General features: G+C 55.7%; 26 protein-coding genes. 12 read left to right on the top strand and 14 right to left on the bottom strand.

The features are described from left to right. Nucleotides 1-70: 70 nt before the first annotated feature. On the bottom strand, nucleotides 71-733 hold the full coding sequence (locus TH3_RS11285; RefSeq protein ID WP_007089296.1) for a glutathione S-transferase: 663 nt from the start codon (nucleotides 731-733) through the stop codon (nucleotides 71-73). Nucleotides 734-1,049: 316 nt separating this feature from the next. On the opposite strand from TH3_RS11285, the gene TH3_RS11280 reads away from it, so the two are divergent. Then, nucleotides 1,050-1,268: a DUF3126 family protein gene (locus tag TH3_RS11280; RefSeq protein WP_007089297.1), complete on the top strand. Its 219-nt coding sequence runs from the start codon at nucleotides 1,050-1,052 to the stop codon at nucleotides 1,266-1,268. A gap of 169 nt (nucleotides 1,269-1,437) precedes the next feature. Then, nucleotides 1,438-2,106, top strand: a complete 669-nt coding sequence (locus tag TH3_RS11275) for a hypothetical protein (protein ID WP_007089298.1) — start codon at nucleotides 1,438-1,440, stop codon at nucleotides 2,104-2,106. Nucleotides 2,107-2,132: 26 nt separating this feature from the next. On the opposite strand, the gene TH3_RS11270 is transcribed toward TH3_RS11275, so the two are convergent. The 5 genes from TH3_RS11270 to TH3_RS11250 all read right to left on the bottom strand — a co-directional run bounded on the left by TH3_RS11270 (nucleotide 2,133) and on the right by TH3_RS11250 (nucleotide 6,584). After that, nucleotides 2,133-2,369 (bottom strand): thioredoxin family protein, encoded by a 237-nt coding sequence (locus TH3_RS11270; RefSeq protein WP_007089299.1) that lies wholly within the window; start codon nucleotides 2,367-2,369, stop codon nucleotides 2,133-2,135. Nucleotides 2,370-2,388: 19 nt separating this feature from the next. Continuing rightward, nucleotides 2,389-3,717 (bottom strand): permease, encoded by a 1,329-nt coding sequence (locus tag TH3_RS11265; RefSeq protein ID WP_007089300.1) that lies wholly within the window; start codon nucleotides 3,715-3,717, stop codon nucleotides 2,389-2,391. A 118-nt stretch (nucleotides 3,718-3,835) separates the two neighbouring features. After that, nucleotides 3,836-4,615, bottom strand: a complete 780-nt coding sequence (locus tag TH3_RS11260) for a siderophore-interacting protein (RefSeq protein ID WP_007089301.1) — start codon at nucleotides 4,613-4,615, stop codon at nucleotides 3,836-3,838. A 28-nt stretch (nucleotides 4,616-4,643) separates the two neighbouring features. Further along, entirely contained in the window at nucleotides 4,644-5,117 is a 474-nt protein-coding gene (locus TH3_RS11255; RefSeq protein ID WP_233421753.1) for a MarR family winged helix-turn-helix transcriptional regulator, read from the bottom strand. A 45-nt stretch (nucleotides 5,118-5,162) separates the two neighbouring features. Further along, nucleotides 5,163-6,584, bottom strand: coding sequence for an MFS transporter (locus tag TH3_RS11250; protein WP_007089303.1), 1,422 nt, complete (start codon nucleotides 6,582-6,584; stop codon nucleotides 5,163-5,165). Nucleotides 6,585-6,821: 237 nt separating this feature from the next. Between TH3_RS11250 and TH3_RS11245 the strand changes: the two genes are divergently transcribed. After that, a complete protein-coding gene (locus tag TH3_RS11245; RefSeq protein WP_007089304.1) occupies nucleotides 6,822-7,013 on the top strand; it encodes a hypothetical protein in 192 nt (63 codons plus the stop codon). Nucleotides 7,014-7,331: 318 nt separating this feature from the next. Here the strand turns inward: TH3_RS11245 and TH3_RS11240 are convergent, their stop codons facing one another. From TH3_RS11240 to TH3_RS11235, 3 genes are all read right to left on the bottom strand, one after another. Continuing rightward, nucleotides 7,332-8,366 (bottom strand): hypothetical protein, encoded by a 1,035-nt coding sequence (locus tag TH3_RS11240; protein WP_007089305.1) that lies wholly within the window; start codon nucleotides 8,364-8,366, stop codon nucleotides 7,332-7,334. Further along, a complete protein-coding gene (locus TH3_RS22865) occupies nucleotides 8,363-8,824 on the bottom strand; it encodes a hypothetical protein (protein WP_007089306.1) in 462 nt (153 codons plus the stop codon). The genes TH3_RS11240 and TH3_RS22865 overlap by 4 nt, the downstream gene beginning before the upstream one ends. A gap of 92 nt (nucleotides 8,825-8,916) precedes the next feature. Further along, nucleotides 8,917-10,143, bottom strand: coding sequence for a TIGR03862 family flavoprotein (locus tag TH3_RS11235; RefSeq protein ID WP_007089307.1), 1,227 nt, complete (start codon nucleotides 10,141-10,143; stop codon nucleotides 8,917-8,919). Between the two features lie 555 nt (nucleotides 10,144-10,698). On the opposite strand from TH3_RS11235, the gene TH3_RS11225 reads away from it, so the two are divergent. The 4 genes from TH3_RS11225 to TH3_RS11210 all read left to right on the top strand — a co-directional run bounded on the left by TH3_RS11225 (nucleotide 10,699) and on the right by TH3_RS11210 (nucleotide 13,978). Next, on the top strand, nucleotides 10,699-11,751 hold the full coding sequence (locus tag TH3_RS11225) for an ABC transporter substrate-binding protein (protein WP_007089309.1): 1,053 nt from the start codon (nucleotides 10,699-10,701) through the stop codon (nucleotides 11,749-11,751). An 83-nt stretch (nucleotides 11,752-11,834) separates the two neighbouring features. Further along, the gene (locus TH3_RS11220) at nucleotides 11,835-12,608 is read left to right on the top strand and encodes an ABC transporter ATP-binding protein (RefSeq protein WP_007089310.1); all 774 of its coding nucleotides are present in this window, start codon (nucleotides 11,835-11,837) and stop codon (nucleotides 12,606-12,608) included. Continuing rightward, entirely contained in the window at nucleotides 12,598-13,431 is an 834-nt protein-coding gene (locus TH3_RS11215) for an ABC transporter permease (RefSeq protein WP_007089311.1), read from the top strand. Before TH3_RS11220 ends, TH3_RS11215 begins: the two co-directional genes overlap by 11 nt. 91 nt (nucleotides 13,432-13,522) lie before the next feature. Next, nucleotides 13,523-13,978: a baeRF12 domain-containing protein gene (locus tag TH3_RS11210; protein ID WP_007089312.1), complete on the top strand. Its 456-nt coding sequence runs from the start codon at nucleotides 13,523-13,525 to the stop codon at nucleotides 13,976-13,978. Nucleotides 13,979-14,001: 23 nt separating this feature from the next. On the opposite strand, the gene TH3_RS11205 is transcribed toward TH3_RS11210, so the two are convergent. From TH3_RS11205 to pcaQ, 5 genes are all read right to left on the bottom strand, one after another. Further along, complete coding sequence (locus tag TH3_RS11205) at nucleotides 14,002-14,922, bottom strand: helix-turn-helix domain-containing protein (RefSeq protein ID WP_007089313.1); 921 nt, start codon at nucleotides 14,920-14,922, stop codon at nucleotides 14,002-14,004. Nucleotides 14,923-15,024: 102 nt separating this feature from the next. Next, nucleotides 15,025-16,416 carry a TRAP transporter large permease gene (locus TH3_RS11200; protein WP_007089314.1) on the bottom strand — a complete coding sequence of 464 codons (1,392 nt, stop codon included), beginning with the start codon at nucleotides 16,414-16,416 and terminating at the stop codon, nucleotides 15,025-15,027. Next, nucleotides 16,409-16,912: a TRAP transporter small permease gene (locus TH3_RS11195; protein WP_007089315.1), complete on the bottom strand. Its 504-nt coding sequence runs from the start codon at nucleotides 16,910-16,912 to the stop codon at nucleotides 16,409-16,411. Before TH3_RS11195 ends, TH3_RS11200 begins: the two co-directional genes overlap by 8 nt. A gap of 95 nt (nucleotides 16,913-17,007) precedes the next feature. Next, on the bottom strand, nucleotides 17,008-18,042 hold the full coding sequence (locus TH3_RS11190; RefSeq protein ID WP_007089316.1) for a TRAP transporter substrate-binding protein: 1,035 nt from the start codon (nucleotides 18,040-18,042) through the stop codon (nucleotides 17,008-17,010). Between the two features lie 233 nt (nucleotides 18,043-18,275). Continuing rightward, nucleotides 18,276-19,217 carry a pca operon transcription factor PcaQ gene (gene pcaQ / locus TH3_RS11185; protein WP_040060871.1) on the bottom strand — a complete coding sequence of 314 codons (942 nt, stop codon included), beginning with the start codon at nucleotides 19,215-19,217 and terminating at the stop codon, nucleotides 18,276-18,278. 130 nt (nucleotides 19,218-19,347) lie between these two features. Between pcaQ and pcaD the strand changes: the two genes are divergently transcribed. The 5 genes from pcaD (at nucleotide 19,348) to TH3_RS11160 (ending at nucleotide 22,819) form a co-directional block, all read left to right on the top strand. Then, complete coding sequence (pcaD, locus tag TH3_RS11180) at nucleotides 19,348-20,148, top strand: 3-oxoadipate enol-lactonase (protein ID WP_007089318.1); 801 nt, start codon at nucleotides 19,348-19,350, stop codon at nucleotides 20,146-20,148. Next, nucleotides 20,141-20,536 (top strand): 4-carboxymuconolactone decarboxylase, encoded by a 396-nt coding sequence (gene pcaC / locus TH3_RS11175; RefSeq protein ID WP_007089319.1) that lies wholly within the window; start codon nucleotides 20,141-20,143, stop codon nucleotides 20,534-20,536. The genes pcaD and pcaC overlap by 8 nt, the downstream gene beginning before the upstream one ends. Before the next feature lie 4 nt (nucleotides 20,537-20,540). Next, nucleotides 20,541-21,242, top strand: coding sequence for a protocatechuate 3,4-dioxygenase subunit beta (gene pcaH / locus TH3_RS11170; protein ID WP_007089320.1), 702 nt, complete (start codon nucleotides 20,541-20,543; stop codon nucleotides 21,240-21,242). Between the two features lie 3 nt (nucleotides 21,243-21,245). Then, a complete protein-coding gene (gene pcaG, locus TH3_RS11165; RefSeq protein WP_007089321.1) occupies nucleotides 21,246-21,833 on the top strand; it encodes a protocatechuate 3,4-dioxygenase subunit alpha in 588 nt (195 codons plus the stop codon). A gap of 131 nt (nucleotides 21,834-21,964) precedes the next feature. After that, entirely contained in the window at nucleotides 21,965-22,819 is an 855-nt protein-coding gene (locus TH3_RS11160) for a CoA transferase subunit A (RefSeq protein WP_007089322.1), read from the top strand. Nucleotides 22,820-22,833 lie beyond the last annotated feature (14 nt).

The raw sequence follows: 22,833 nt of genomic DNA, 5'->3' as shown, positions 1-22,833 counted from the left end.
GAATGGTAACAGAAGTATAATCCCGTAGAATTTCCCCCCGTATTCCGGCACGTTTGCACGTTGTGATTGTTCAGGCAGCTTTGAAAATCACCGGTTCATCGCCTTCGTGCCACTGGTCATATCTGACCATCGCATCGGCAAACCAGTGGGAATTCAGGAAATCATCAAGCCAGCGTTGCAGATGGACAAAGGGCGCGGCGTCAAAGGGGTCCCTGTCGGTATTGGCGAATTGGCGGATGAAGGGCGCAATGGCAAAATCGGCAAGGGCCGGGCGGGTGCCAAACAGGTATTTGCCAACCGCCAGACGGCCATCAAGCCGGTTGAGGATTTTTTCGGCATCGCGGCGATGTTCGGCCGGATCGGCATCCTCGTAGCGGTTGAAATATTTATAGCGGTCGAGATGATGTTTGAACGGCCCGTCATTTTGCGAAATCAGGGCCAGCATGTCTTCAAGCGTGCCGCTTTCGGGTTCCAGCCATTTTTCCGGGTCATTTTCGGCCAGCGCCCAGACCATGATTTCAAGGCTTTCGTCGATCACGGTGCCATCGGGCAGGATCAGGACGGGCACGGTGGCCTTGGGGGAGGCATCGATCATGGATTGCGGTTTGTCGCGCAGCACGACTTCGCGCAGTTCGACATCGGTGCCGCTGGCCAGCAGGGCCATGCGGGCGCGCATCGCATAGGGGCAGCGACGGAAACTGTATAAAACCGGGCGGGTATCGTGATCAGTCATATAAGTCGATTAGCGCCTGGGGAAATGCATTGCAACCGATTATCGGGCACAAAGCGGATTGTCATGCGTTAGACATTCACGTATCGACTTCCTATGTTCAAAAGACGGACAAGACGGGATCGCGCAAAAAATTGCGTCCTTTGGGGCCTTTTTTGCGCAAGCGGGGTTGATTTCATGGCACAGTTTGTGAAAGGACAATGCCCGTCATTCATTTAGCAAGACCCGTTCGGGGACGTGCGGGCGCAGAGGGTGCGCCATTTGTACGGAACGCGGTCGAAGACCAAAGCCGACCTGGCACAAGCAAGGGACCAGTTACATGACACCGACCGAAATCGCGCGCGTTACCGATTATCTGCGCCGTACTTTTGATAATCCGAAAATTGCCGTCGATGCGCCCAAGCGCAAAGGCCACCCGATTGAAATGCGCGTTGGCGACGAGTTTGTCGGTGTTGTGCACCGTGACGAGGACGAAGGCGAAGTCAGCTATTCGCTGAATATCGTCATCCTTGAAGAAGACCTGCCGCCAGCCGTTTAAGGTTGCGACATTGCCGATACAAACGCCCCGTGCCGATGGCCGGGGCGTTTTGCATTTGGGGATTGGTGTTTTGTGCGGGGGGCTGTTCGCGGGAAACAAAAACGTGTCGGGCACGTTGGAAAAGGGGTGCGTACCCGTTACCCGGTTTGTTTCATTTCAAAGGACAGGCATGATTGACTGGATCGAACAGCACAGCACATTGCTTCAGACCGCGGTCAGCCTTGCGACCTTGCTGGTGTGGATTTTCTATGCGCAATTGCTGTTTCAGAATTACCGCCGGGTGCGGCGGCCCAAAATCGTGATCAACCAGATGCTGGGGAATTCGGAAAATGCGCGGTTCCTGATCAGCAATATGAGTCAGGAAGCGATCCATATCGAAACGGTGGTGATGTGCCTTGGTGGCGGGCAAAACCGCGTTTGCCAGCTTGTGACCGATGCCGACCCGGATGATGGCACGCGCCAGAGTGAACAGAATGACCAGAATAAAAAGACGGCCCTTTCGGCACGGCTTGACGAAGTGACATTGCAGGGGCCGTTGCCATCAGGCCGGTGTATTGAACTGGGCGCGATGCAACGCCTGCTAAGGCGGTTTGATCACGCGACCCGGCGTGATTACGAAGATGCGGCGGCCTGCAATCCGGTCCGCAACGGCGAGGATTGCCGGGTCGAGATTATCGTGATCGGGGTTTATAGTTCGGAAAAAGGGGTGATCGGGGCCAGCCGGAGCTTTATTTACGACCGAAACGGCCAATTGCGCCCCGAAGAAGTCCAGACCACCCAGCATACCGGCTTTTTTGCCCGCCGCCGGATGGCACGGCTGCATTCGCGCTATATCTGAGGCAGCATCCCGGCTATGCGGCAGCTTTAGCGCGATTGAAGCAACTGGCGGATTTCATCCGCCGTCGCGACCTTGCCTTCGACGAGAATGCTTTCATCGACCATCAATGCCGGGGTGCGCATGATACCGGCATCAATGATGGCGTTGGTATCGGTGATTTTTTCAAGGTCATAGTCCAGTTCAAGCGCCTGTGCGGCGGCGGCGGCATTTTTGGCGAGTGTCTGGCATTTGGCGCAGCCGCTGCCGTAAATTTTCAATTTCATGGCGGGGTTCCTTTATCGATCAGTTTGCGGGCCAGTAATTGCCATAGATGAAGCCGGTGATCGTCGCCATGACGATCACAAGCGCGCAATATACCATTGTTTTCTGTGTGCCGATGACGGTCCGGATCACCAGCATATTGGGGAGCGACAGGGCCGGACCGGCCAGAAGCAGCGAAAGGGCGGGGCCTTTGCCCATTCCGGCCCCCATCAATGCCTGTACAATCGGGACTTCGGTCAGGGTCGAGAAATACATGAATGCGCCAAGGACCGAGGCCAGGATTGTCGATTTCAGGGAATTGTCGCCGACGGCGGCATTGACCCAGCGGGCGGGGATCAGGCCGTCATGGCCGGGACGGCCCAGCAGCAGGCCCGCGACAAACACCCCGATCACCAGAAGCGGCAGGATCTGTTTGGTGAAATCCCAGCTTTGATCGGCCCATTCACGGTCTTTCGGGCGCGAAAGTGCGATCAGCATCATGCCGCCAATCCCGATGGCAAAGGCAAGTTGCGGCGCATCTGGGACAATCAGGGCGGCAAGGATGACCAGCGCGGCCAGTCGCAGCAGATGCGTTGCCGACCAGTTGAACTGCCAGATCAGCAACACCGCAAGCCCGGTCGAAAGCACAATGGTGATCAGCCATTTATGGTTGAAAACCGCCATCCAGATCGAATTTTCAACCGGTGCCCAATTGGCAAAGACCAGAACCGCAATCATCAGGGCGAAAAACGTGATGGTGGTGCCAAGCGGCTTTTCGGTATCCGTGGCGGCAAAGCCACGCGCCGATGTTTTGGCCCTTGCGGCTTCTTCGCGGCGATAGATCAGATGCATGATCATGCCGATCACAATGGCAAAAGCAATTGCGCCAACACCGCGTGCAATGCCGATTTCCGCACCAAGAATTTTAGCCGTGACCACAATGGCAATGATGTTGATCGCCGGGCCGGAATAGAGGAAGGCAATGGCCGGGCCCAGACCGGCCCCGCGTTTGTAGATGCCACCAAACAGGGGCAATACCGTGCAGGAACACACCGCCAGAAGCGTCCCCGAGATCGCGGCAACGCCCAGGGCAATCGGCCGGGATGCATCGGGGCCAAGATACTGCATGACCGATCCCTGACTGATATAAACCGCCATCGCACCGGCAATCACAAAGGCGGGCAGAAGACACAGGATGACATGTTCGCGCGCATACCAGTTGGTCAGGCGGACGGCTTCGAGGACGGCATTGTCAAAACGTTGGGTGCCAGCAGGGATAAAATAGATCGCAAGAAAGCCCGCCAGAACAAGGGCCGCCAGATGCGCCTCTTTCGGGTTGTCGCGATAAAGTGTCCGCAAAGAGTTGAGCATGCCATCCCCCAGACTGGATCAGTATTGCAATCTAGCGGGTTTCAAAGAGCAAAACCCTGATCTAGCGCAAGATCAGGGTTTTGTTTCGTGGCGTGTTTTTCAATCTTTTGGGGCGGAATTATGCGGCCTCGGCATCCTTGGCCTTGATGACCTTGTGGTTGTCTTCGTTCAGGCCAAGTTTCCAATAGCTTGAGATATAAAGATCATCCTTGCCCAAGCCCCGATCATTGCGGAAATGATCGCGCAGCATTTTCATCGCGGTAAATTCGCATGCGGCCCAGACCGACGGGCGGCCATCAGCCCAGGGCAGTTTTTTCACCACATCGGGCAGGGCATTGGCATTTTCGCCCGGATGCGGGTTGATCACCCATTCGATGGTGACGTTATCGGGTTTTTGCAAATCCTGCATGTCGGCCTCGGACGCGATTTCGATGACGGCGTAACCGCGTGCATCGGATGGCAGCGTTTCCAGATTGACCGAAATGGCGGGCAGGGCCGTCATATCGCCGACGATCAGGAACCAGTCGGCGGTTGGGTCAACCAGCTTTTTCGGGCCGGGGCCGCCGATGGTGATTTGATCGCCGGGCTTGCAATTCACCGCCCAGTTCGATGCCGGGCCGCCGTGATCGTTATTATCGGAACCATCGCCATGCATGACGAAATCGATGTCAATCTCGCGGCCCTGATCGGTGATGCGGTCATGACGCACGGTATAGGTCCGGCGCAAAACGCGGTCCTTTTCATCGCCGTCGATGGGGAAGATCAGTTTGACATAGGCGCTTTCCTGATCGTCGGGGAAGGATGCGATGCCGTCACCGCCAAGCGTCACGCGCAGCATGTTGGGCGTGACATAGGTTTTGCGGATCACGGTCAGATCGCGGGGTGCTGGTCTGTTCATTCCAAGCTCCTGTAGGGATTATCTGTTTTCAGGATTCCAGATTGTCGGCCATCAGGCTGGCAATTTCGTTGAAATCCGTGATTTGTTTCTGGCTTAAACCATTGGCCATGCGCGTGCGGATTTTGGCTTCTACGGCACGGTATTCTTCCATCAGCGCATCGCCCTTTGGCGTCAAATGCAGGGTCTGGCTTCGCCCGTCTTCGGGATGGGGGCGGCGTTCGATCAATCCGTTTTCTTCGAGTTCCTTGACAAGCCGCGTGATGCGGCCCTTGTCCTGCCCGGTGCGGGCGGCGATTTGCTGTGCGGTAACGCCGGGGCTTTTGATGATCCATTTCAGCGTGCGCATCTGCGAGATCGGAAGCGGCATATCGGCATCCTGCAAGCCTTCGCGCATCGCACGCTTGAAGGCATGGACCAGCCGGTGAAGGGTTTCGCCGGGGACATGCGCATTTGCGAGATTGGTTTCTGGCGTTTCCGTTGGCGTTTCCATTGGCTTACTCATCGATATGTTTCTGTCGCGCACAGGCGCAAGGTGTTGCGGGGTTTGTCATGACTGCTTGGCGACGGCATCCGCAGCGTGCGGGGCGATGATGCCGGTGCGGATGGCATATTTGCGGCCCTCGCAAATGGCGGCCGAGATCAGGGCAAAGCCCGCCGCAACCCCCATGATCGCGGTCAGATCAAACGCACCACCGGTACCGATCAGGATTGCGGCCAATGCCGCACCAACCGATTGCCCGGTCAGACGCGCGGTGGCCAGCATGCCGCCAGCGCCGCCGCTTCGATCTCGTGGGGCGCTTGTCATCATCAGGCGGTTATTGGGTGACTGGAACAGGCCAAAGCCAACGCCGCAGATCATCAGACAGGCAATAATCGCAAGGGCGGTATGGGGGCTTCCGGCCGGGATCAGGGTGACGGAAAACAGGCCGATGGCAAAAATCCCCATGCCGATCCCGGTCAGGTGGATCGGTGAATATCGATCAGCCAGCCGCCCGGCGATGGGGGCGATGATGGCGGTGGCGACGGGCCACGGCGTCATCAGAAGGCCGGTATCGACAGCACTATAGTGCAGCACGTCATGGAAATAGAATGGGAGTGCGACAAAGGCGATGAATTGCGCGCAAAAGCCCGCAATCGACGACCCGATGGAGCAGGCAAAGACCGGACGGGCCAGCAGATCAAGCGGCAGCATCGGCCGTTCGCGCGAAAATTGGCGGCGGACAAGGAAGAACCCGGCGGTGATCGCAATCACGAACTGGCCCGCGATCAGCATCGGGTGGCTTTGGGTGCCGACATTGCCAAGGACCGAAATCAGGCCGCCGAATGCCAGCACATTCAGGAATGCGCTTATATAGTCAAACCGGGTGCGGGTTGGTTTGGTATAGGGCAGGGCGAATGTGCCAAGGCCAATGGCGATGATCGAAATCGGGATATTGATCAGAAACAGCCAGTGCCATGTCGTCACCGCCAGAATGGCCGAGGCGATGGTCGGCCCGGCGGCAGCGGAGATCGAGACCACCATGGCAATCAGCCCGATGGCCCGGCCAAGCTTTGCCTGCGGGACGCTGTGGCGCATCAGGGCTGCGTTGATGCTCATGAGTGCCGCACCGCCCAGACCCTGCAACACGCGGGCGAATGTCAGGAATTCGATATTGGGGGAATAGGCGCAAAGGGCCGACGCAATGCCGAAAATCACCATCCCGGCCAGATAGACCTTGCGAAAGCCAATCGCTTCGCCAAGGGCGGATAACGGCAGCAGGGCGACGACAACCGCCAACTGATAGGCGGTGATGACCCAGATGGCGTGCGCCGGGCTGACATTCTGATCCTGCGCTATGGCGGGCAGGGCGACATTCATGATCGACCCGTCAAGGACTGCCATCATGACGGTCAGTAACACGGCGATCATGGCGAAGGACCGCTGGGGCTGCGGCAATCCGTCGGCGTGGATGGTTTTTGATATCTTCATGTGGGGCAACATTCCGAAAACAAAGCGTGCGGTGGCAAGAGGCGGCGCGAGGAGCGGGCAAACGGGGCAAAATGCCACCCGATATCGCGGTTGCGGGCACGGCTATATGGTTGACTTTATCAACCAGTATAAAATGTGGTTGATTTTGTCAACTTGTTTTCGAGGCTGTCCTTAGGGGTAGTGTTCGGGCGTGTATTAGGGGTGTATCATCAAGTGGGTAATCGGGAGGACAGATTGATGAAAATGATGATGGTTCTGGGGATCAGTGTGCTGTTTGCGATGGGGACCGCGCCGGTGCCGACATCCGCGGCACAGGGTTCAATCGCGTTTGATCAGGTGGTTGAACATGGCGGCGGCTGCCGCAAAAGCTCCCCGCCGGGGCAGTGTTGCCATATGGATAATAAGGCTGGGTCTGTGCATTGTCATTAGATGTTGGGCGGCATGGGAAATTAATTACAGCTAGCTTGCTAGCTCTGATGCGTCAGCCCTCATTTTTAGCAAGTCCGCGCGACAGCTTTCAGCCGACTTGTCATAATAAGCCAAGCGCCTTAGGGGTAGCGCATCCGTCATCCGAGTCAGGTCAGATAGGTTATCGGAAATATTCTCAGAATTGGTCGTATCATCACTGTGGTGAACACGACTTACCCCATTGTTTTGAGGCTTTTGAGATGAGTATTGATAAAGGTAGATAGGGGAATGGTTGCAAATGAACAACTCCCTGTCGTTCTGGCCAAACTATCACAAAGATTATTGAGAAAGTTCTATCATTTCAGCATTGGCAACCCGACCTTCTGAGTAGAAATCATAAATTCCCTTTAATCTTCTGTGTATTGATAAGCACAGTTTCGCATAAACGACGTAATTTTTGCCGCATGCATTGAAGAAATTCTCTTCTCTACCCACCCCAATTAGCTTGATCAATTCGTCTGAATTTTTCTTTACGTAAGACTCCATTGCTGTACTGGAGAAAGATGCTTCAGGCGGTGCCTTTTTTAGCTTTTCCCTTTTGAGAACAGTCTCAATTCGTTTGTAGCGCTCGGAAGATTCTTTCAGGTTTCGACTGAATTCATTCAAATAACGCATCATTTCATTGAATACATCTTGGTTCCCTGAAAACTCGATAGTGCCGGGCGATGCATACTGAATTTTTTTGACGTTCAGCGGGACCATGCCCTTAATTGTGTTCATCAAGTCAGAGTAGAAGCCAACATAGCTTCCCCCGCCGCGCCAAAGTTTGCTTACAATTGATGATTTGAGTGAAAGTTCAGTCGCTGCACTCTTTTCATTATCTTCCATAAGTTGATCAATGAATGCTAAGCCGTACAGGTCTGCCATTTTCGCATAAAACGCAGAAAAATCGACAGCGGCCCAAGAACCATCTATTTCGAAGGTCTGGATTGCTCGGCTTTGGTCATTCTCACCAGCTAGAGTCTCTGTATGGTTTACGGCAAAAAAACCTCGTTCCGGCCAGAACTCTGGATTTTTTATTTCTTCTTCAGTGGCCTTTATCAGGTTTACTTTGCGATCGTTTTGGTCATTCCAATCGAAAAAGTAATATTTTCGATTTAGGGCGTTGCTGAATAAGAAATAAAGATCTGCCTTTTGATTTAAATACTTTAGCCAGTCTCGTTTGTATATCTCGCAGCAAAAGAAAGGATATTCCATTCCTTCTTTTTCAATAGCTACGGCTATGGAATGAATCTTCTTTGCTCCCTCAAGGAGAACAACTTGAGGCTCATCGTAGAATACTAGTACGTTTTTGATTGTTAATGATTTTTTCATATCGATTTTACGTCTAGTACTTCTAGTACGTTTTCTAAAGGGTTAAAAGTCGAAAACATCCAAAGATCGATGTGTCCGCTGTTTGAGTTTGCGTATTGAACTAGACCGCTTTGTGGTGTGAGCTTCACTTTGGCTACATATTTTCTCTCGCGCAATTTTGGGAGTTTAATATGTGCACCAATCCGATGATGGCCACTCGATGATGAAAAAACCGAGCACGACGCCAAGAGGCATGGACATACATCAAAATGTGGCTTCTTGCCAAGTTTGGCATAAGAAAAAAAGTCTTCTTCACTCACGTCTTGACTTGACACCAGCCTCAAGACGACTTGGGTAACTGGATTTTTAGCGCCATCTGGAGGACAATTTGGTGGAAGTGCTTCTTTGAATTCAGTGGTAGCTAGTGACTGTTCCGCAGTGGTCTGATCATAACGCGATTCTGATGAGTTATCGTTCATTATTGTTGTTCCTCCACAGGTCAGTCTTCGAATACCATACTTATTATGTCGTTCTAATTCAACTGGTAAGTGTGCCTTGGAGGGGATGTGTGCTATTTCAAGAGCTTGCCAATCAAACACCCACTCAACAAATACCCCCCCGTCGGCGCTTCCCAATCGACCATCTCGCCCACGCAATAGGTGCCGGGGCGTTTTTTGAGTTGGAAGGTGTCGTCGAGTTCTTCCCATGCGACACCGCCCGCTGTGCTGATGGCCTCGTCAATCGGGCGGGGTTTGGTGATTTTAAGCGGCAGGGCCTTGATCGCGGTTGCGAGTTTGGCGGGATCGTTCAGGGTTGCGCGCGGGGTGACTTCGAAAACGAGGGCGGTTTTGGTGGCGTCCAGACCGAGTGTTTTGCGCAGGTGGTTGCCAAGCGAGTTTTTGCCGCGTGGTTTGTTTAAGCGCGTGGTGACATCGACCAGGCCGCGGTCGGGTGTTAGGTCCAGCGTCACGGTAGCATCGCCGGTTTCAAGCCATTGATCGCGAAGGGCTGCCGAGATGGCATAGACGGCACTGCCTTCGATCCCGGTTTTGGAAATCACAAATTCGCCGCGCACGGTTTGCGGGCCGGATTTGGTTTTAACCGTCAGCGTCACGGCCTTGACAGGCGACCCTGCGCATTTATCGATCAGATGGTCGGTCCAGGCGACGTCAAAGCCGCAATTGGCCGGTTTGAATGGATTGCATCTGATCCCGGCGAATTTAAGGATTTCCATCCATTTGCCATCAGGTCCCAGCCGTTTCCAGCTTCCGCCGCCCAATGCCAGAACGGTGATGTCAGCCGTGGCGGTCACTTCGCCGTCCGGGGTTTTGAAAACGGCATTTCCGTTTTCATCCCAGCCGGTCCAGTAATGGCGGTAATGGATTTTGCAGCCCAAACCATCCAGACGCCTAAGCCAGGCGCGCAAAAGCGGGCTTGCCTTCATCGCGGTCGGAAAAACGCGGCCAGAGGAGCCGACAAAGGTTTCGATGCCAAGCCCGGCACACCAGTCGCGGATTTCGGTTGGGCCGAATTTGCGTAAGTGCGGTTCGAGCCGTGCGCGCGAGGTGCCATAGCGCGACAAAAACGTTTCGAGGTCTTCGGCATGGGTGATGTTAAGCCCCGATTTCCCGGCCATCAGGAATTTGCGCCCCGCACTTGGCATGCCTTCATAGATCGTGACGGCATGACCGGACCCGGCCAGCCGTTCGGCGGCCATCAGCCCCGCCGGACCCGCGCCGATGATCATCGCGGTTTTGCCGTTTGGTTCTGGGGTTGGGATGTCCGGGTTTGATGACATGCGGGGCCTTTGTGCCGAGGGTTATGTCAGGCGGTTTTAGCCGGTTTGGCGGGGGATGGCAATTTGCGGGATGCGGGCGCTTGCCGTGAGATGGACTCCCGCGTTCGCGGGAGTGACGGTAGAGGGGCGAGGCGACGGTAAAGGAAGCGAGGCGAGGCGGGGCGACGGTTGTTTTGTGCAAGGCAAGTATCGGGGGCCTGACCCATCCACGTCATGCCCGCGAAGGCGGGCATCCAGTCAGCGGTTCCGGGTTTCTCCGATTTCGGTGATGGAGGTTTTGGCCCGATGGGTTCCCGCTTTCGCGGGAGTGACGGTAGAGGGGGGATAGAAAGATGGGAGAGCGTGGTACGGCAATGGCGGGAGACCCGCGCAAATTCGACCTTGGCGGAAATAGGGGGCGGAGTGACTTGCGCATTAAGGGTGAAATCGACCCTTTTGGCGGAAAAATGCGGCAAAGATTGGCAATTTGTCGATAAATCGGCTAACAAAATTCCGAAGGTTATAATGCATTCAAAAAAATGATCCTGTGGAGGAAACATGGTTTCGATGAGGGGAATGGCGGGCGCGGCACGGCTGGCGCGTGGATCGGTTGCGGCATTGGCGATGGGGGCGAGCGCCCTTGTGGCGTTTGGCGCACAGGCCGCACAAGCCAACGAGAAGGTCGATATTGCGGCACTGGCGTTTGTTTCAAGCGCGCCGTTATTTATTGCCAAGGAAAAGGGTTACCTTGCCGACGAGGGCCTTGATGCCGAGATTTCGATCTTTCAGGCGGCCCAGCCGGTGGCGGTGGCGATTGCATCGGGCGATGCCGATTTTGGCGTGACGGCGTTTACGGGCGGGTTCTTTAACCTTGCGGCCAAGGGCGCGCTTAAGGTTATTGGCGCGCAGTTGCATGAAGATCCGGGTTATGACGGATCGGCCATTCTGGCGTCCAATGCGGCGTTTGATGCGGGACTGACATCGGTTGATAAATTGCCCGGTCATAGCTTTGCGCTGTCGCAGGTCGGGTCGAGTTTCCATTACATGATCGGTAATGTGGCGGAGAAAGCCGGGTTTGACCCGGAAAGTGTTTCGCTTAAACCGTTGCAGTCCGTACCCAACATGATTGGCGCGCTTAAAAGCGGGCAGGTCGATAGCATGATCATCGTGCCGCATATCGCAAAGCCGCTGGCCAATGCGGGGGCGGCGCACATTATCGGCTGGGTGAAGGATTACGTGCCTTATCAGGTCGGTGGCCTGTTTACATCGACCGAGAATGTTGAAGAAAACCGCGAGATGGTCGAGAAATTCGTGCGCGCCTATCAGAAGGGTGTGGCGGATTACCGTGCGGCCCTTCTGGCGACGGATGCGGATGGCAAGCTTGTGGAGAGCGACACCACGCAGGAGATTTTGGAGATCGTGCATAAATATGTTTATGCCAACGATCCGGCGGACAAGGCCTATCCGAAAATCCGCAATGGCGCGATGTTCATCACCGAAGAAGCCAGACTTGACGTTGCCGATGTCAGGGCGCAGGTCAAATGGTATCAGGATCGCGGCTTTGTTTCCGCCGATGCCGATCCGGCGAAATTCATCGATACCAGCTTTATCCCGGCCTTGACCGAGTAAGGCGATATTTTCCGACCGGGCCGGTTGAGTTGTCGGCTGGCCCGGTCGTTTCATTTGTAGATTTCAGATAAACGGATTGTGCCATGCGGCTGCAAATCAAGGGTATTTGCCATTCATATGATCAGGTCGAGGCGCTGCGCGATATCGATTTCGGGATCGAGCCGGGCGAGGTCGTGGCATTGATCGGGCCGTCGGGCTGCGGCAAATCGACATTGCTGTCGATCATTGGCGGATTGCTGGCCCCGACACGCGGCGAGATTCTGATTTGCGATAAGGCCACCCCGGACGGGTGCCTTAACCCGCTGACTTATGTGTTTCAGGATTTCGCGCTTTTGCCGTGGCGGACGGTGGCGGGCAATATCAGCCTTGTGCTTGAAGATCATGGATTATCCAAGGCGGACCTTGAGGCGCGGGTGGCCGAGGTTCTGGCGCAGACCAATTTATCGGATTTCCGCGATGCGTATCCCAAGCAGCTTTCGGGCGGGATGAAGCAGCGGGTCGGGATTGCACGTGCGCTTGCCGTCCGCCCGGCGGTTTTGCTGATGGACGAGCCGTTATCAGCCCTTGACGCGCAGACGCGGATTTTGCTGCTTGATGAATTTGCCGCGTTATTTGCGCGGACCGGCATGACGGCGGTTTATGTGACGCATAACCTGAACGAAGCCGTGCGACTGGCCAACCGGGTGGTGGCATTGCGCCGTCGCCCCGGCACGATCAAGGAAATCCACACAATCGATATTCCGATAGCAGAGCGTCGCGAAGGCATGCCGGAGCTGATCGCGCATGAGCAGGCCCTTTGGAACCTGATCCGGGATGAGGCGATTGCGGCCGATAAGGAGCTTGAAAATGTTGCATGATATCAGCGAAGTCCGGGCAGAACCCCAAAGTGCGGCGTCACCGGCAAGCCATGTGCGTTTTCGCGCGACGGGCTTTAACCCGAAGGCCAATCCGGTTGCGGCGTGGGGCTTTTTCGTTGCCGTGATTGCGCTTTGGCAATTGGGATCAAGCACGGGTGTGATCAGCGAACTTGCGATGCCAAGCCCGGTTGCAGTCGCCAAGGCGCTTTGGCAGTTGATTGTCACGGGTGATCTTTGGCTGCATCTTGGCGCATCGTTGCAGCGGCTTGTTGGCGGTTGGATCATGGGGACGGTGGCCGGGCTTTTTGTTGGTTTTCTGGTGGGGATGTTCAGCTGGGCGCGGTCGCCCGGTGTGGCGTTTGTATCGGCCCTTTTCCCGATCCCGAAAATCGCCCTTTTGCCGCTTTTCATCATCTGGTTTGGCATTGGTGAACCATCGAAATTTGCCACCATTGCCTTTGGCGTGTTTTTCCCGACCGTGATCAATACCTTTGGCGGGGTGGACAATGTGCAGCGCAACCTGATCCGCATGGGGCAGAGCTTTGATCTGCCGATGTGGTCGGTGATCCGCAAGATCATCCTGCCCGGTGCGTTGCCGACCATCCTGTCAGGGTTTCGTATTTCATCCTCGATCGCGATCATCCTTCTGATCGCGGCCGAAATGATCGGCGCGCAATACGGCATCGGGGCGCTTATTCTGGCAGCCGGGAACCTCTATCAGACCGATCAGCTTATTGCCGGTGTGGTGGTTCTGTCACTTTTGGGCTTGTGCGTTTCGTGGTTGCTTGGGCGGCTGGATCGCTGGTTGCTGGGCTGGCGATAATCGATTTCGGACTGTTTGATCTGCCTTGATTTGGAACCAAAGCTGTCCCCGTAACGTTCCGGGGACAGTCCCAACAAAAAGGCAGGTTGAAATGCATAAGAACCAGTGGATTCTCGTCGCCGACGGTGGCAAGGCGCATGTGATTGCGGTTACGCGCGATGCCGAAGGCCGTCATCTGGAAACGGTCGAGGAAATGCAGGCCGATAACCGATCCAGTCAGGAAATCGCCAGCGACAAACCGGGACGCGGTTTTGCCAATCCGGCAGGTAATCAGCAACGCCACGCCATGCCCCCGGCATCCGATCCGCATGAACATGCCCAGAAGGAATTCGTCGATGATGTCGTCAGATATCTTGCCGACGAGTGCAAGCAGGGCAGGTTTGACAATCTGATCGTGATTGCGCCGCCCAAGGTGATGGGCGAGGTCCGCACCAAAATGCCCAAACCGCTGGCCGAGGCGCTTGACGGGGAAATCGTCAAGGATCTGACCAATGTGCCGCTTGGTGATTTGCCCAAGCATCTGAGCGGGACGGGTGGCTGGCTTTGACCGGTCCCGGATTTGGCCGAATGTTACCGGTGATCCTGCCGGAACTGGACCGGTGACATCGCGGCCTTTTTGGCGAAAAAGCGCGAGAAATAGCCGGCATCGCGAAAGCCCAGTTCATCGGCGATCTGCTGAACCGCGATGTCGGTATAGATCAGGGTGCGTTTGGCTTCGAGGATCAGGCGGTGATGGAGGACTTCGATGGCGGTCATGCCATAGATGTCCTTGGCTATGCGGTTGAGCTGTGTCGTGGTGATGCCGATTTCGCGCGCGTAGAATTCCAGCGGTTTGTGCTGTTTGTAGAAGGTTTCGATCAGGGATTGGAATTTGCGGAACTTGGCGGTTTTCTGTTCCTTGCGGCTAAGCCGTGCCGGATCACCCGAGGGCGCATCGCGGCCGATGCCGAGCAACAGCAATCCCAATATGTTACGCAGCGCATATAACCGCCCGGTATTATGTCCGTAATATTCCGCGACCAGTTGACGGATCAGGAAATCGGTCGGGCTTGGCTGATCGGCGGTTGCCGATGCATCAACGCAAAGTGGTCGGTCAAGGCGTGCAAGCAATTTCGGGGCAGGGGCCAGAATTTCCTGCAAATGATAGTCGGTCAGTGAAATGACCCAGCCGTCGATATCGGGGCTGAAACGGAAGCCGTGAACGGTGCCGGGCGGCAGGGTCAGCAGATGGCCGACCTGCATGGTGAATTGCCGGTCGTCAAATTCGATCCCGGCGTGGCCGTGGGTGATGTAAAGCAGCTGAAACAGATTGGCATGACGGTGCGGCTGAATGTGCAGGTCATGCAGTTTGGATCGCGACGGGATGCTTTCGAGATGAAAGAATTCCGGTTCGGAAATGGCAATCTGTTCGGCGGTTCCGGGGAAGGTATCGCCGGTTTCACCGTAAAGTTTATAGACCGGAATGCTGTTTCGGGTTGCGACCATGATCATGTTTTGCTGTTTGCGTTCGGACAGTCTAGCGGTTTTCGGGTTTGACCAAAAGAAAAGCCCGCCACAGCGGGCGGGCTTTTCGCAAGCTTATGATGCGCGTTGCTAACCGCCGAGGAATGTTGGCACAAACAATGTCAGCACCGGGACAAAGATCAGCAACATGATGCGGACGATCTCGGCGGCAAAGAAGGGCATGACGCCGCGGAAGGTCTGGCTCATGGGGACGCCATCGGCAAGGGCGTTGATGATGAACACATTCAATCCCACCGGTGGCGTTATCAATCCAAGCTCCACGACAATCAGGGCGAGAATACCAAACCAGATTTTAAGGTCTTCGGCCCCCATGCCATAGGCCGCCGTTGCCGCCGTTGCCCAGTCACCACCATTGATATCGACCAGGGCCGGCCAGAAGAACGGGATGATCACAACAATCATCGACAGGCTTTCCATGAAGCAGCCCAGAACGATCAGGGCGAGCAGCATCAGAACCATGATCAGCCAGGGATCAAGGCCGCTGGTCGCGGCGGCCTCGGCCATATAGGCCGGAAGGTTGGCACGGCTGAAGAAACCTTTCAGGATTTCGGCCCCCAGCAGGATGAAAAAGATCATCGAGGTGGTGACAGCCGTATCGCGCAGCGACTGTTTGAGACCGGAAAATGTCAGGCCGCCCTTGCCACGCAGGCGCATGTAAGCGCCATAAACCAGAATGGCAAACACGCCGACACCGGCCGCCGGGGTCGGGGTGAACAGACCGGCCCCAAGGCCCAGAATGATTGATCCGAAAATCACCATCACCGGGATCAGGCGCAGCAATGCTTCGCGACGTTCTGCCGGTGCCATCGGTTCGGGGATCGGGGCGAGGCTTGGATTCAGGCGGACCTGAATGGCAATTACCGCCATAAAGAACACCACCGCCAGCAAACCGGGGATGATGGCCGCCTGGAACATCTGGATGATCGATGCCTCGACCGTGACGGCGTAAATCACCAGTGCGACAGACGGCGGGATCAGGATGCCGAGCGTTCCGCCCGCCGCCAGCGTACCGGTGGCAAGGCGCGGCGAATAATTAAGGCGGCGCAATTCGGGCAGGGCGACCTTGCCCATGGTTGATGCGGTGGCAAGCGATGATCCGCAAACCGCACCAAACCCGGCGCAGGCCCCGATGGCGGCCATGGCAACGCCACCCCGGAACCGGCCCAGAATGGCATTGACGCCCTGAAACAGATCGCGTGACAGATTGGCCTGACTGGCGAGATAGCCCATCAGGACGAATAACGGCACGACCGAGAGTTCATAGTTCGAGACAATCCCGTAAAACAGGGATTTGAACTGTTGCAGATAGGGTTCAAAGCGCAGGAAGGGGAAGAACAGGCTAAGCACATAGTTGCCGCCGATCCCGATCCCGATCATGGCAAGCCCGACCGGAACGCGCAGTGCGAGAATAAAGAACAGCAGTACAAGACCGCCAAGGCCGATTAATTCGCGTTCAGACATTGGCCGTGGCCTCGCTTTCGAAAATCTGGCTTGCGGCAATCAGCGCCCACAGGAACATCGATACGATGCCCGGCACATAGAACGGCCAGATCGGCCAACCCAGAATTGCCGACAGGGTATTGTCGCTGCGGACTTCGATCAGGCCGTTGATCATCATATAGCCAAGGAACAGGGCCAGCAGCGTCATCAGGATGCCCGATACGATATCAACACCGCGCGCGAACCAGTTGGGAAACATTTTGATAAACACGTCGACGGCGACATGGCCGTAACGGGTCTGGCAATAGGGGAAGAACATCAGGGCCGCCGAACTGACAACCATGCTGACGAAATCCTCGTAGCCGATAATTGCCGGGAAATTCGCACCAAACAGGCGCGCGAGTTTGTCCAGGCCGAATGCGGTAACGTTGACGATGGTTACCACCGCGATCAGCAGGGCCAAAAAACCACCCGCCACGGCAAGCCATGATGCGGCCTTGTTAAGCACGTGTTTCATCTGTCATTCATTCTCGCGGGCAATCTTGCGGGAAAACGGGGTTACGTAACGTGATGATACGTAACCCTGTCAGATTTGCCAGTAATCTGGAAAGATTACTGCTCGGTATGGGCGAGAACGGCAGCCTTGGCCTTTTCGACCAATGCAGCACCGTCGATGCCGTTCGATTTGGCTTCTTCGATCCAGCGATCAACAACCGATGCGGATGCATCGTCAAAGGTTGCTTTTTCTTCGGGCGTCAGTTGAACAACCTGACCCTTGCCATCGTTGATCATTTTCTTGCCGACTTCTTCGACATTGTTGAAAACGTCACCGATATGGGCGGCAAAATCGCGGCCGGAGTTCCGGTCGATGATTTCTTTCAGATCGTCGGGCAGGCTTTCGTAACGGTCCTTGTTCATGGCGAACAGGAAGACCGAGGTGCCAAAGCGCGAATTAACGCCCTGGCCTTCGACGGAATAGGAAACCAGTTCAGCCAGTTTCAGCGGCGGAACGACTTCGAACGGAACCAGGCCGCCGTCAACCACGCCAAGCGACATGGCCTGCGGCAGGGCCGGGACCGGCATGCCAACCGGTTCCGCACCCCAGGATTCAATCACCCAGGAACCGGTACGGGTCGGTGTACGCAGTTTGAGGCCTTTGACATCGGCAACGGTGCGGACTTCTTTCTGGGTCAGGTGGATGGCCTGACCGGCATGGACGTGAACGGCGAGCGGATGGATGTCTTTAAGGTCCGGTGCCATGTCTTCCATCAGGTCCCAGATCGCGAGGTTGGTCGCGCGTGCATCGCCCAGATGAACACCCGGAAGTTCGAAAACTTCGGTATGCGGGAAGACGCCCGGGGTGTAACCCGGCAGGGTCCAGACGATATCGGCGACACCATCACGGACCTGACGATACAGTTCCGGCGGGTTACCACCCAGCGACATGGACGGGAAAATTTCAAACTTGATGCGACCGTTTGATTCGTCTTCGATCTTTTTGGCCCACGGTTCGATCATCTGGGCCTGTGCCGGTGCTTTCGGGCCCAGAAAGTGCTGGATCGTCAGGGTGACTTCCTGTGCGTGGGCGCCAAACGACACCATGGTCGCAACGGCGGCACCTGTCAGCAGTTTCGTGATGTGTTTCATTCTTTCCTCCTTTGAACGTCCCGTGGCGTTGCCAAACGCCATCAAACGTCTCAGCCATGATGCGTTTTTTATCTGCAAAGTTTTCCTGAAGTTTTTTTCTTGTTGTTTTTGTTATTCTTTTTGTTCGCATGTTTGCCGTTTATGCACAGCTGCCATGCCAATTTGTAATCAATCTAATGGTCGTCGCATGGTTATGTATAATGATATTGGCGCTTGTTTTCATAACCATATGATTATGTATCGTGGCGGGCATGGGTTGCATGATGCCGGGCGGCTTCTTCGCGGACCGCATTGATCAGGATTTCGACCGGGGGGGAAATCGGGCTGTCGATGCGGGTGGTCAGGCCCACCGGGCCAAAGGTATCGCTGGTATCAATCGGCAATTCGACAAGGTGGCCTTCGGCAATGTCGGATGCCACAGCCCCGTTTGAAATGATCCAGATTGCATCGGTTTCGCGGGTAAAGGCGCGGCCAAAGGATGTCGAAACGGTTTCGATCCGGTCGGGCAGGGCACCGATGCCATGCGCAATCAGCATTTTGTCGACAGTCGAGTGAATGATCGCCTGTTTGGGCGGCACCAGAACGGTAAATTCGCGAATGCGCGTAATGTCCGGGTTTTTATCGGCCAGCAATGGATGACCGGGCCGCGCAACCAGCGAGATATGTTCGGAATATAGATGTATGAAGGACAGGCCCGACATCTGATCGGGTTCGGCCAGACGACCGACCACCAGATCAAGTTCGCCGACGCGCAATTGCCCCATCAGCATGACGTTTGGTCCGGCGACGACCTTGACCGTTGTATCGGGGCTGAGTGCCTTGAACCGGCGGATGGCGTTTGGCATGACGCTGGCGGCGACGGTTGGCAATACACCAAGATTGATCGAAAGCCCGCCCTGCATGCGCACCTGACTGATGCTGTCGACACCCTGACGCAGGGCGGTGACGCTGGCCCCGGCATAACGCAGGAACACTTTGCCGAAATCGGTCAGGGTGACGCCGCGTTTGGACCGGTCAAACAGGCGGGCATCAAGATGTTCTTCAAGTTCGCGGATGGTTTTGGAAACGGCTGGCTGGGTGATCGATAATGTGTCGGCGGCCTTGACGACGCTGCGCTGGCGGGCGACCTCCAGAAAGCAGGTCAGATGGCGGAATTTAATGCGTTGATCAAGCATGGTTACCATTCCAGAAATCAAATATTCCTGTTTTATATAATTGTATAGTTATGCATTTAACGCAAATCCTCATTTTACATAACCAAAGTCGCCTGCCAGATTGGGCGTAACAAGTCAGGGTGGAAATGACATGAGTTTACAAGTCGCCCCGATCAACGGGACACATATCCATTATTGCCAGACCGGCCCGAAAGATGGCCCGGCTTTGGTGTTTTCAAATTCGCTGGGTACCGATCTGCGTATCTGGAACGATGTTGCCCCGGCCTTTGCCGACCGGTTCAACGTCATAACCTATGACAAGCGCGGGCATGGTTTATCGGGCATTGGCGGGGCGGATTACGATATCGACCTGCATGCCAATGACCTGATCGGGCTTCTGGATTATCTCGGCGTCAAAGACGTCATTATTTGCGGTTTGTCGGTCGGTGGACTGATTGCGCAGAAGGTCACCGAACTGGTGCCGGAGCGTGTTCGCGGCCTGATCCTGTGCGATACTGCGCCGAAACTTGGCGATGCGGATGGCTGGAACACGCGCATCAATGCCATCCGGGAAGGCGGTATCGAGGTTCTTGGCGATGCGATCATCGAACGGTGGTTGTCGCCGACATATCGCGGTGACCGTCCGGTTGAAACCGCGATGTATCGCGACATGCTGGTGCGGACCACGGTGGAGGGGTATGTCGGAACGTGCGTTGCCCTTCGTGATGGTGATCTGCGCGATGCGGCGACCCGGATTTCGGTGCCGGTCCTTTGTGTTTGCGGATCGGATGATCTGGCAACACCGCCCGATGTGGTGCGCGAGATGGCCGGGATGATCCCCGGTGCCCAATTCGAACTTATAAACGGGGTCGGGCATTTGCCGTGCCTTGAAACCCCGGAATTGCTTTCCCGGTTGATCGACCGATTTATCAAGGAGAAGAACCTTGTCTGAGAACCGGTATGAAGTCGGTATGAAAACCCGCCGTTCTGTTCTGGGCGATGCCCATGTGGATCGTGCATCGGCGAATGTCACGGAAATCGATGCCGGTTTTCAGCGTTACATCACCGAGAATGTCTGGAATGGTGTGTGGACCAGCGATACGTTTACCAAGCGCGAACGCAGCATCGTGACCATCGCGCTTCTGGCCGGGCTTGGCCATGAAGAAGAATTGGCGATGCATATCCGGGCGACGCTTAATACCGGTGCCACGCGTGAAGATATCCGTGAAGTTCTGATGCATGTTGCGGTCTATGCCGGTGTTCCCACCGCCAATACGGCGTTCCGCATTGCCAAACAAACCTATGCCGAAATTGATAATGCGGCCGCCAAGGGAGAGTAACGCCATGTCCACATTCAAACCGCGTGATTGGGGTTCCCACGCTCCCTTTATCGTACCCGGTTACAAATCCACCATTCTGCGCGGTCCGACGCGCGCCCCGCTTGCCATCAAATCCGGTCTGACCGAGGGCACCGGCCCGCGTTTTGCCCCGGCATCAGTTCGCAAGCTTGATTTCGATCTGACGAAAAACGGCATCACCAATGGCGAACCGCTGGGCGAACGCATTGTGGTGCATGGCAAGGTCATGGATACCGATGGTCGCCCGCAGCCCGACATTCTTGTCGAGGTCTGGCAGGCCAATGCGGCGGGGCGTTATGTGCATAAGGTGGATCAGCATGACGCGCCGCTTGACCCGAATTTCCGCGGGTCGGGCCGGTGCATGACCGATGCCAACGGCAATTATGTTTTCTATACGATCAAGCCGGGGGCCTATCCGTGGGGCAACCATTTCAATGCATGGCGTCCGAACCATATTCATCTGTCGCTGTTCGGGCCGGGTTTTGCCACGCGCCTTGTGACCCAGATGTATTTTCCGGGCGATCCGTTGCTGGACCTTGATCCGATTTTCCTGGGTACCGAGGACGCCGCGGCACGCGAACGCCTGATTGCGAAATTCTCGATCGAGAAGACCGAGGAAGGCTTTGCCCTTGGTTATCAGTTTGACATCGTCCTGCGCGGACGCAATGCCACCCCGATGGAGAATTAAGTCATGGCATATGGTGAAACCCCCTCGCAGACGGTTGGTCCGTATTTCGCCTATGGCCTGACCGCCGGGCAATATGCATACGACTTTACCGACATTGTCGACACGACCATCGCCGGACCGGACGCGGAAGGCGAACATATCCGCATCACTGGTCGTGTTCTTGATGGCAACGGCGATGTCGTCAATGACGCGATGATCGAAATCTGGCAGGCCGATGCCAACGGCGCCTACGCCGAAAATCCGGTTGATGTTGCATCATCGGGTTTCCGTGGGCTTGGCCGTTGTGGCACCGGCACGGATGCGCAGAACCGCTTTTACTTTGACACGGTCAAACCGGGTGTTGTTGCCGACGGTACGGCCCCGTTTGTCAATGTCATCGTGTTCATGCGCGGCATGCTGGTTCATGCCTTTACCCGTTTCTATTTCGATGACGAGGCGGCATTGAATGCCAAGGATGACATCCTGCAATCAGTTCCCGCTGATCGCCGCGATACGCTGATTGCCAAGCGTGTCGAAACCCGTACCGGGGTTGAATACCGGATCGACATTCACATGCAGGGGGACGCGGAAACCGTGTTCTTCGACGTGTAGGTCGCTTCGGTTCGGATGGCTGTGTTCGCTGCTTTGGGGAAAGCCGGTAGGCGCAGCCATCCAAATCATTCCAACGCATCCGGCTGAGATATGCCGCGTTTTCTTGTTCTGGTTACCACAGGAGTTTTACCGTGGTTGCACGTTTCATGTCGCTTAAAGAGGCTGTCGCATCCTGCATCAAGGATGGCGATACCGTCTCGATGGAAGGTTTCACGCATCTGATCCCGCATGCCGCCGGGCACGAGGTCATTCGGCAGGGGATCAAGAACCTTACCCTGATCCGGATGACGCCCGACATGATATATGATCAGCTGATAGGGGCCGGTTGTGCAAAGAAACTGGTGTTTTCGTGGGGCGGGAACCCCGGTGTCGGGTCTTTGCACCGGTTGCGCGATGCGGTTCAGGAAGGCTGGCCGCACAAGCTTGAGATCGAGGAACACAGCCACGCGGCAATGGCCAATGCCTATGACGCGGGGGCGGCGGGGCTGCCCTGTGCGGTGTTCAAGGGATATCGTGGGGCGGAATTGCCGCGCGTGAACAAGAATATCAAATTCATCGAATGCCCGTTCACTGGTGAAAGCCTGGCCGCTGTTCCGGCCATTCGCCCGGATGTTGCCGTGGTCCATGCCCAGAAAGTCAATAAAAAGGGCGATGTCCTGTTTGAAGGCATTGTCGGTGTTCAGAAAGAAGCCGTTCTGGCGGCGAAAAAGTCGATCATCACGGTCGAGGAGATCGTCGATAATTTTGACGATGTTCCCTACAACGCCGTGATGCTGCCGAACTGGGCGGTGACCGCGATTGTCGAGGTGCCGGGTGGTGCGCATCCGTCTTATGCCCAAGGCTATTACAAGCGCGACAACGCGTTTTACAAGGCGTGGGACAAGATCGCCAATGATCGTGACAGTTTCACCGCGTGGATCGACGAGCATGTCATGAAGGGCGGCCCCGAAGATTTCGCCGCCAAGCGCGCAGCGAACAAAGGGTAAGCGGAGGAAAGATC

Origin of the sequence: Thalassospira xiamenensis M-5 = DSM 17429 (genome assembly GCF_000300235.2) — a bacterium.
Taxonomy (GTDB): Bacteria; Pseudomonadota; Alphaproteobacteria; order Rhodospirillales; family Thalassospiraceae; genus Thalassospira; species Thalassospira xiamenensis.
Note: the sequence above shows the minus strand (reverse complement) of the source record. Positions and strands in the feature narration are given on the sequence as shown.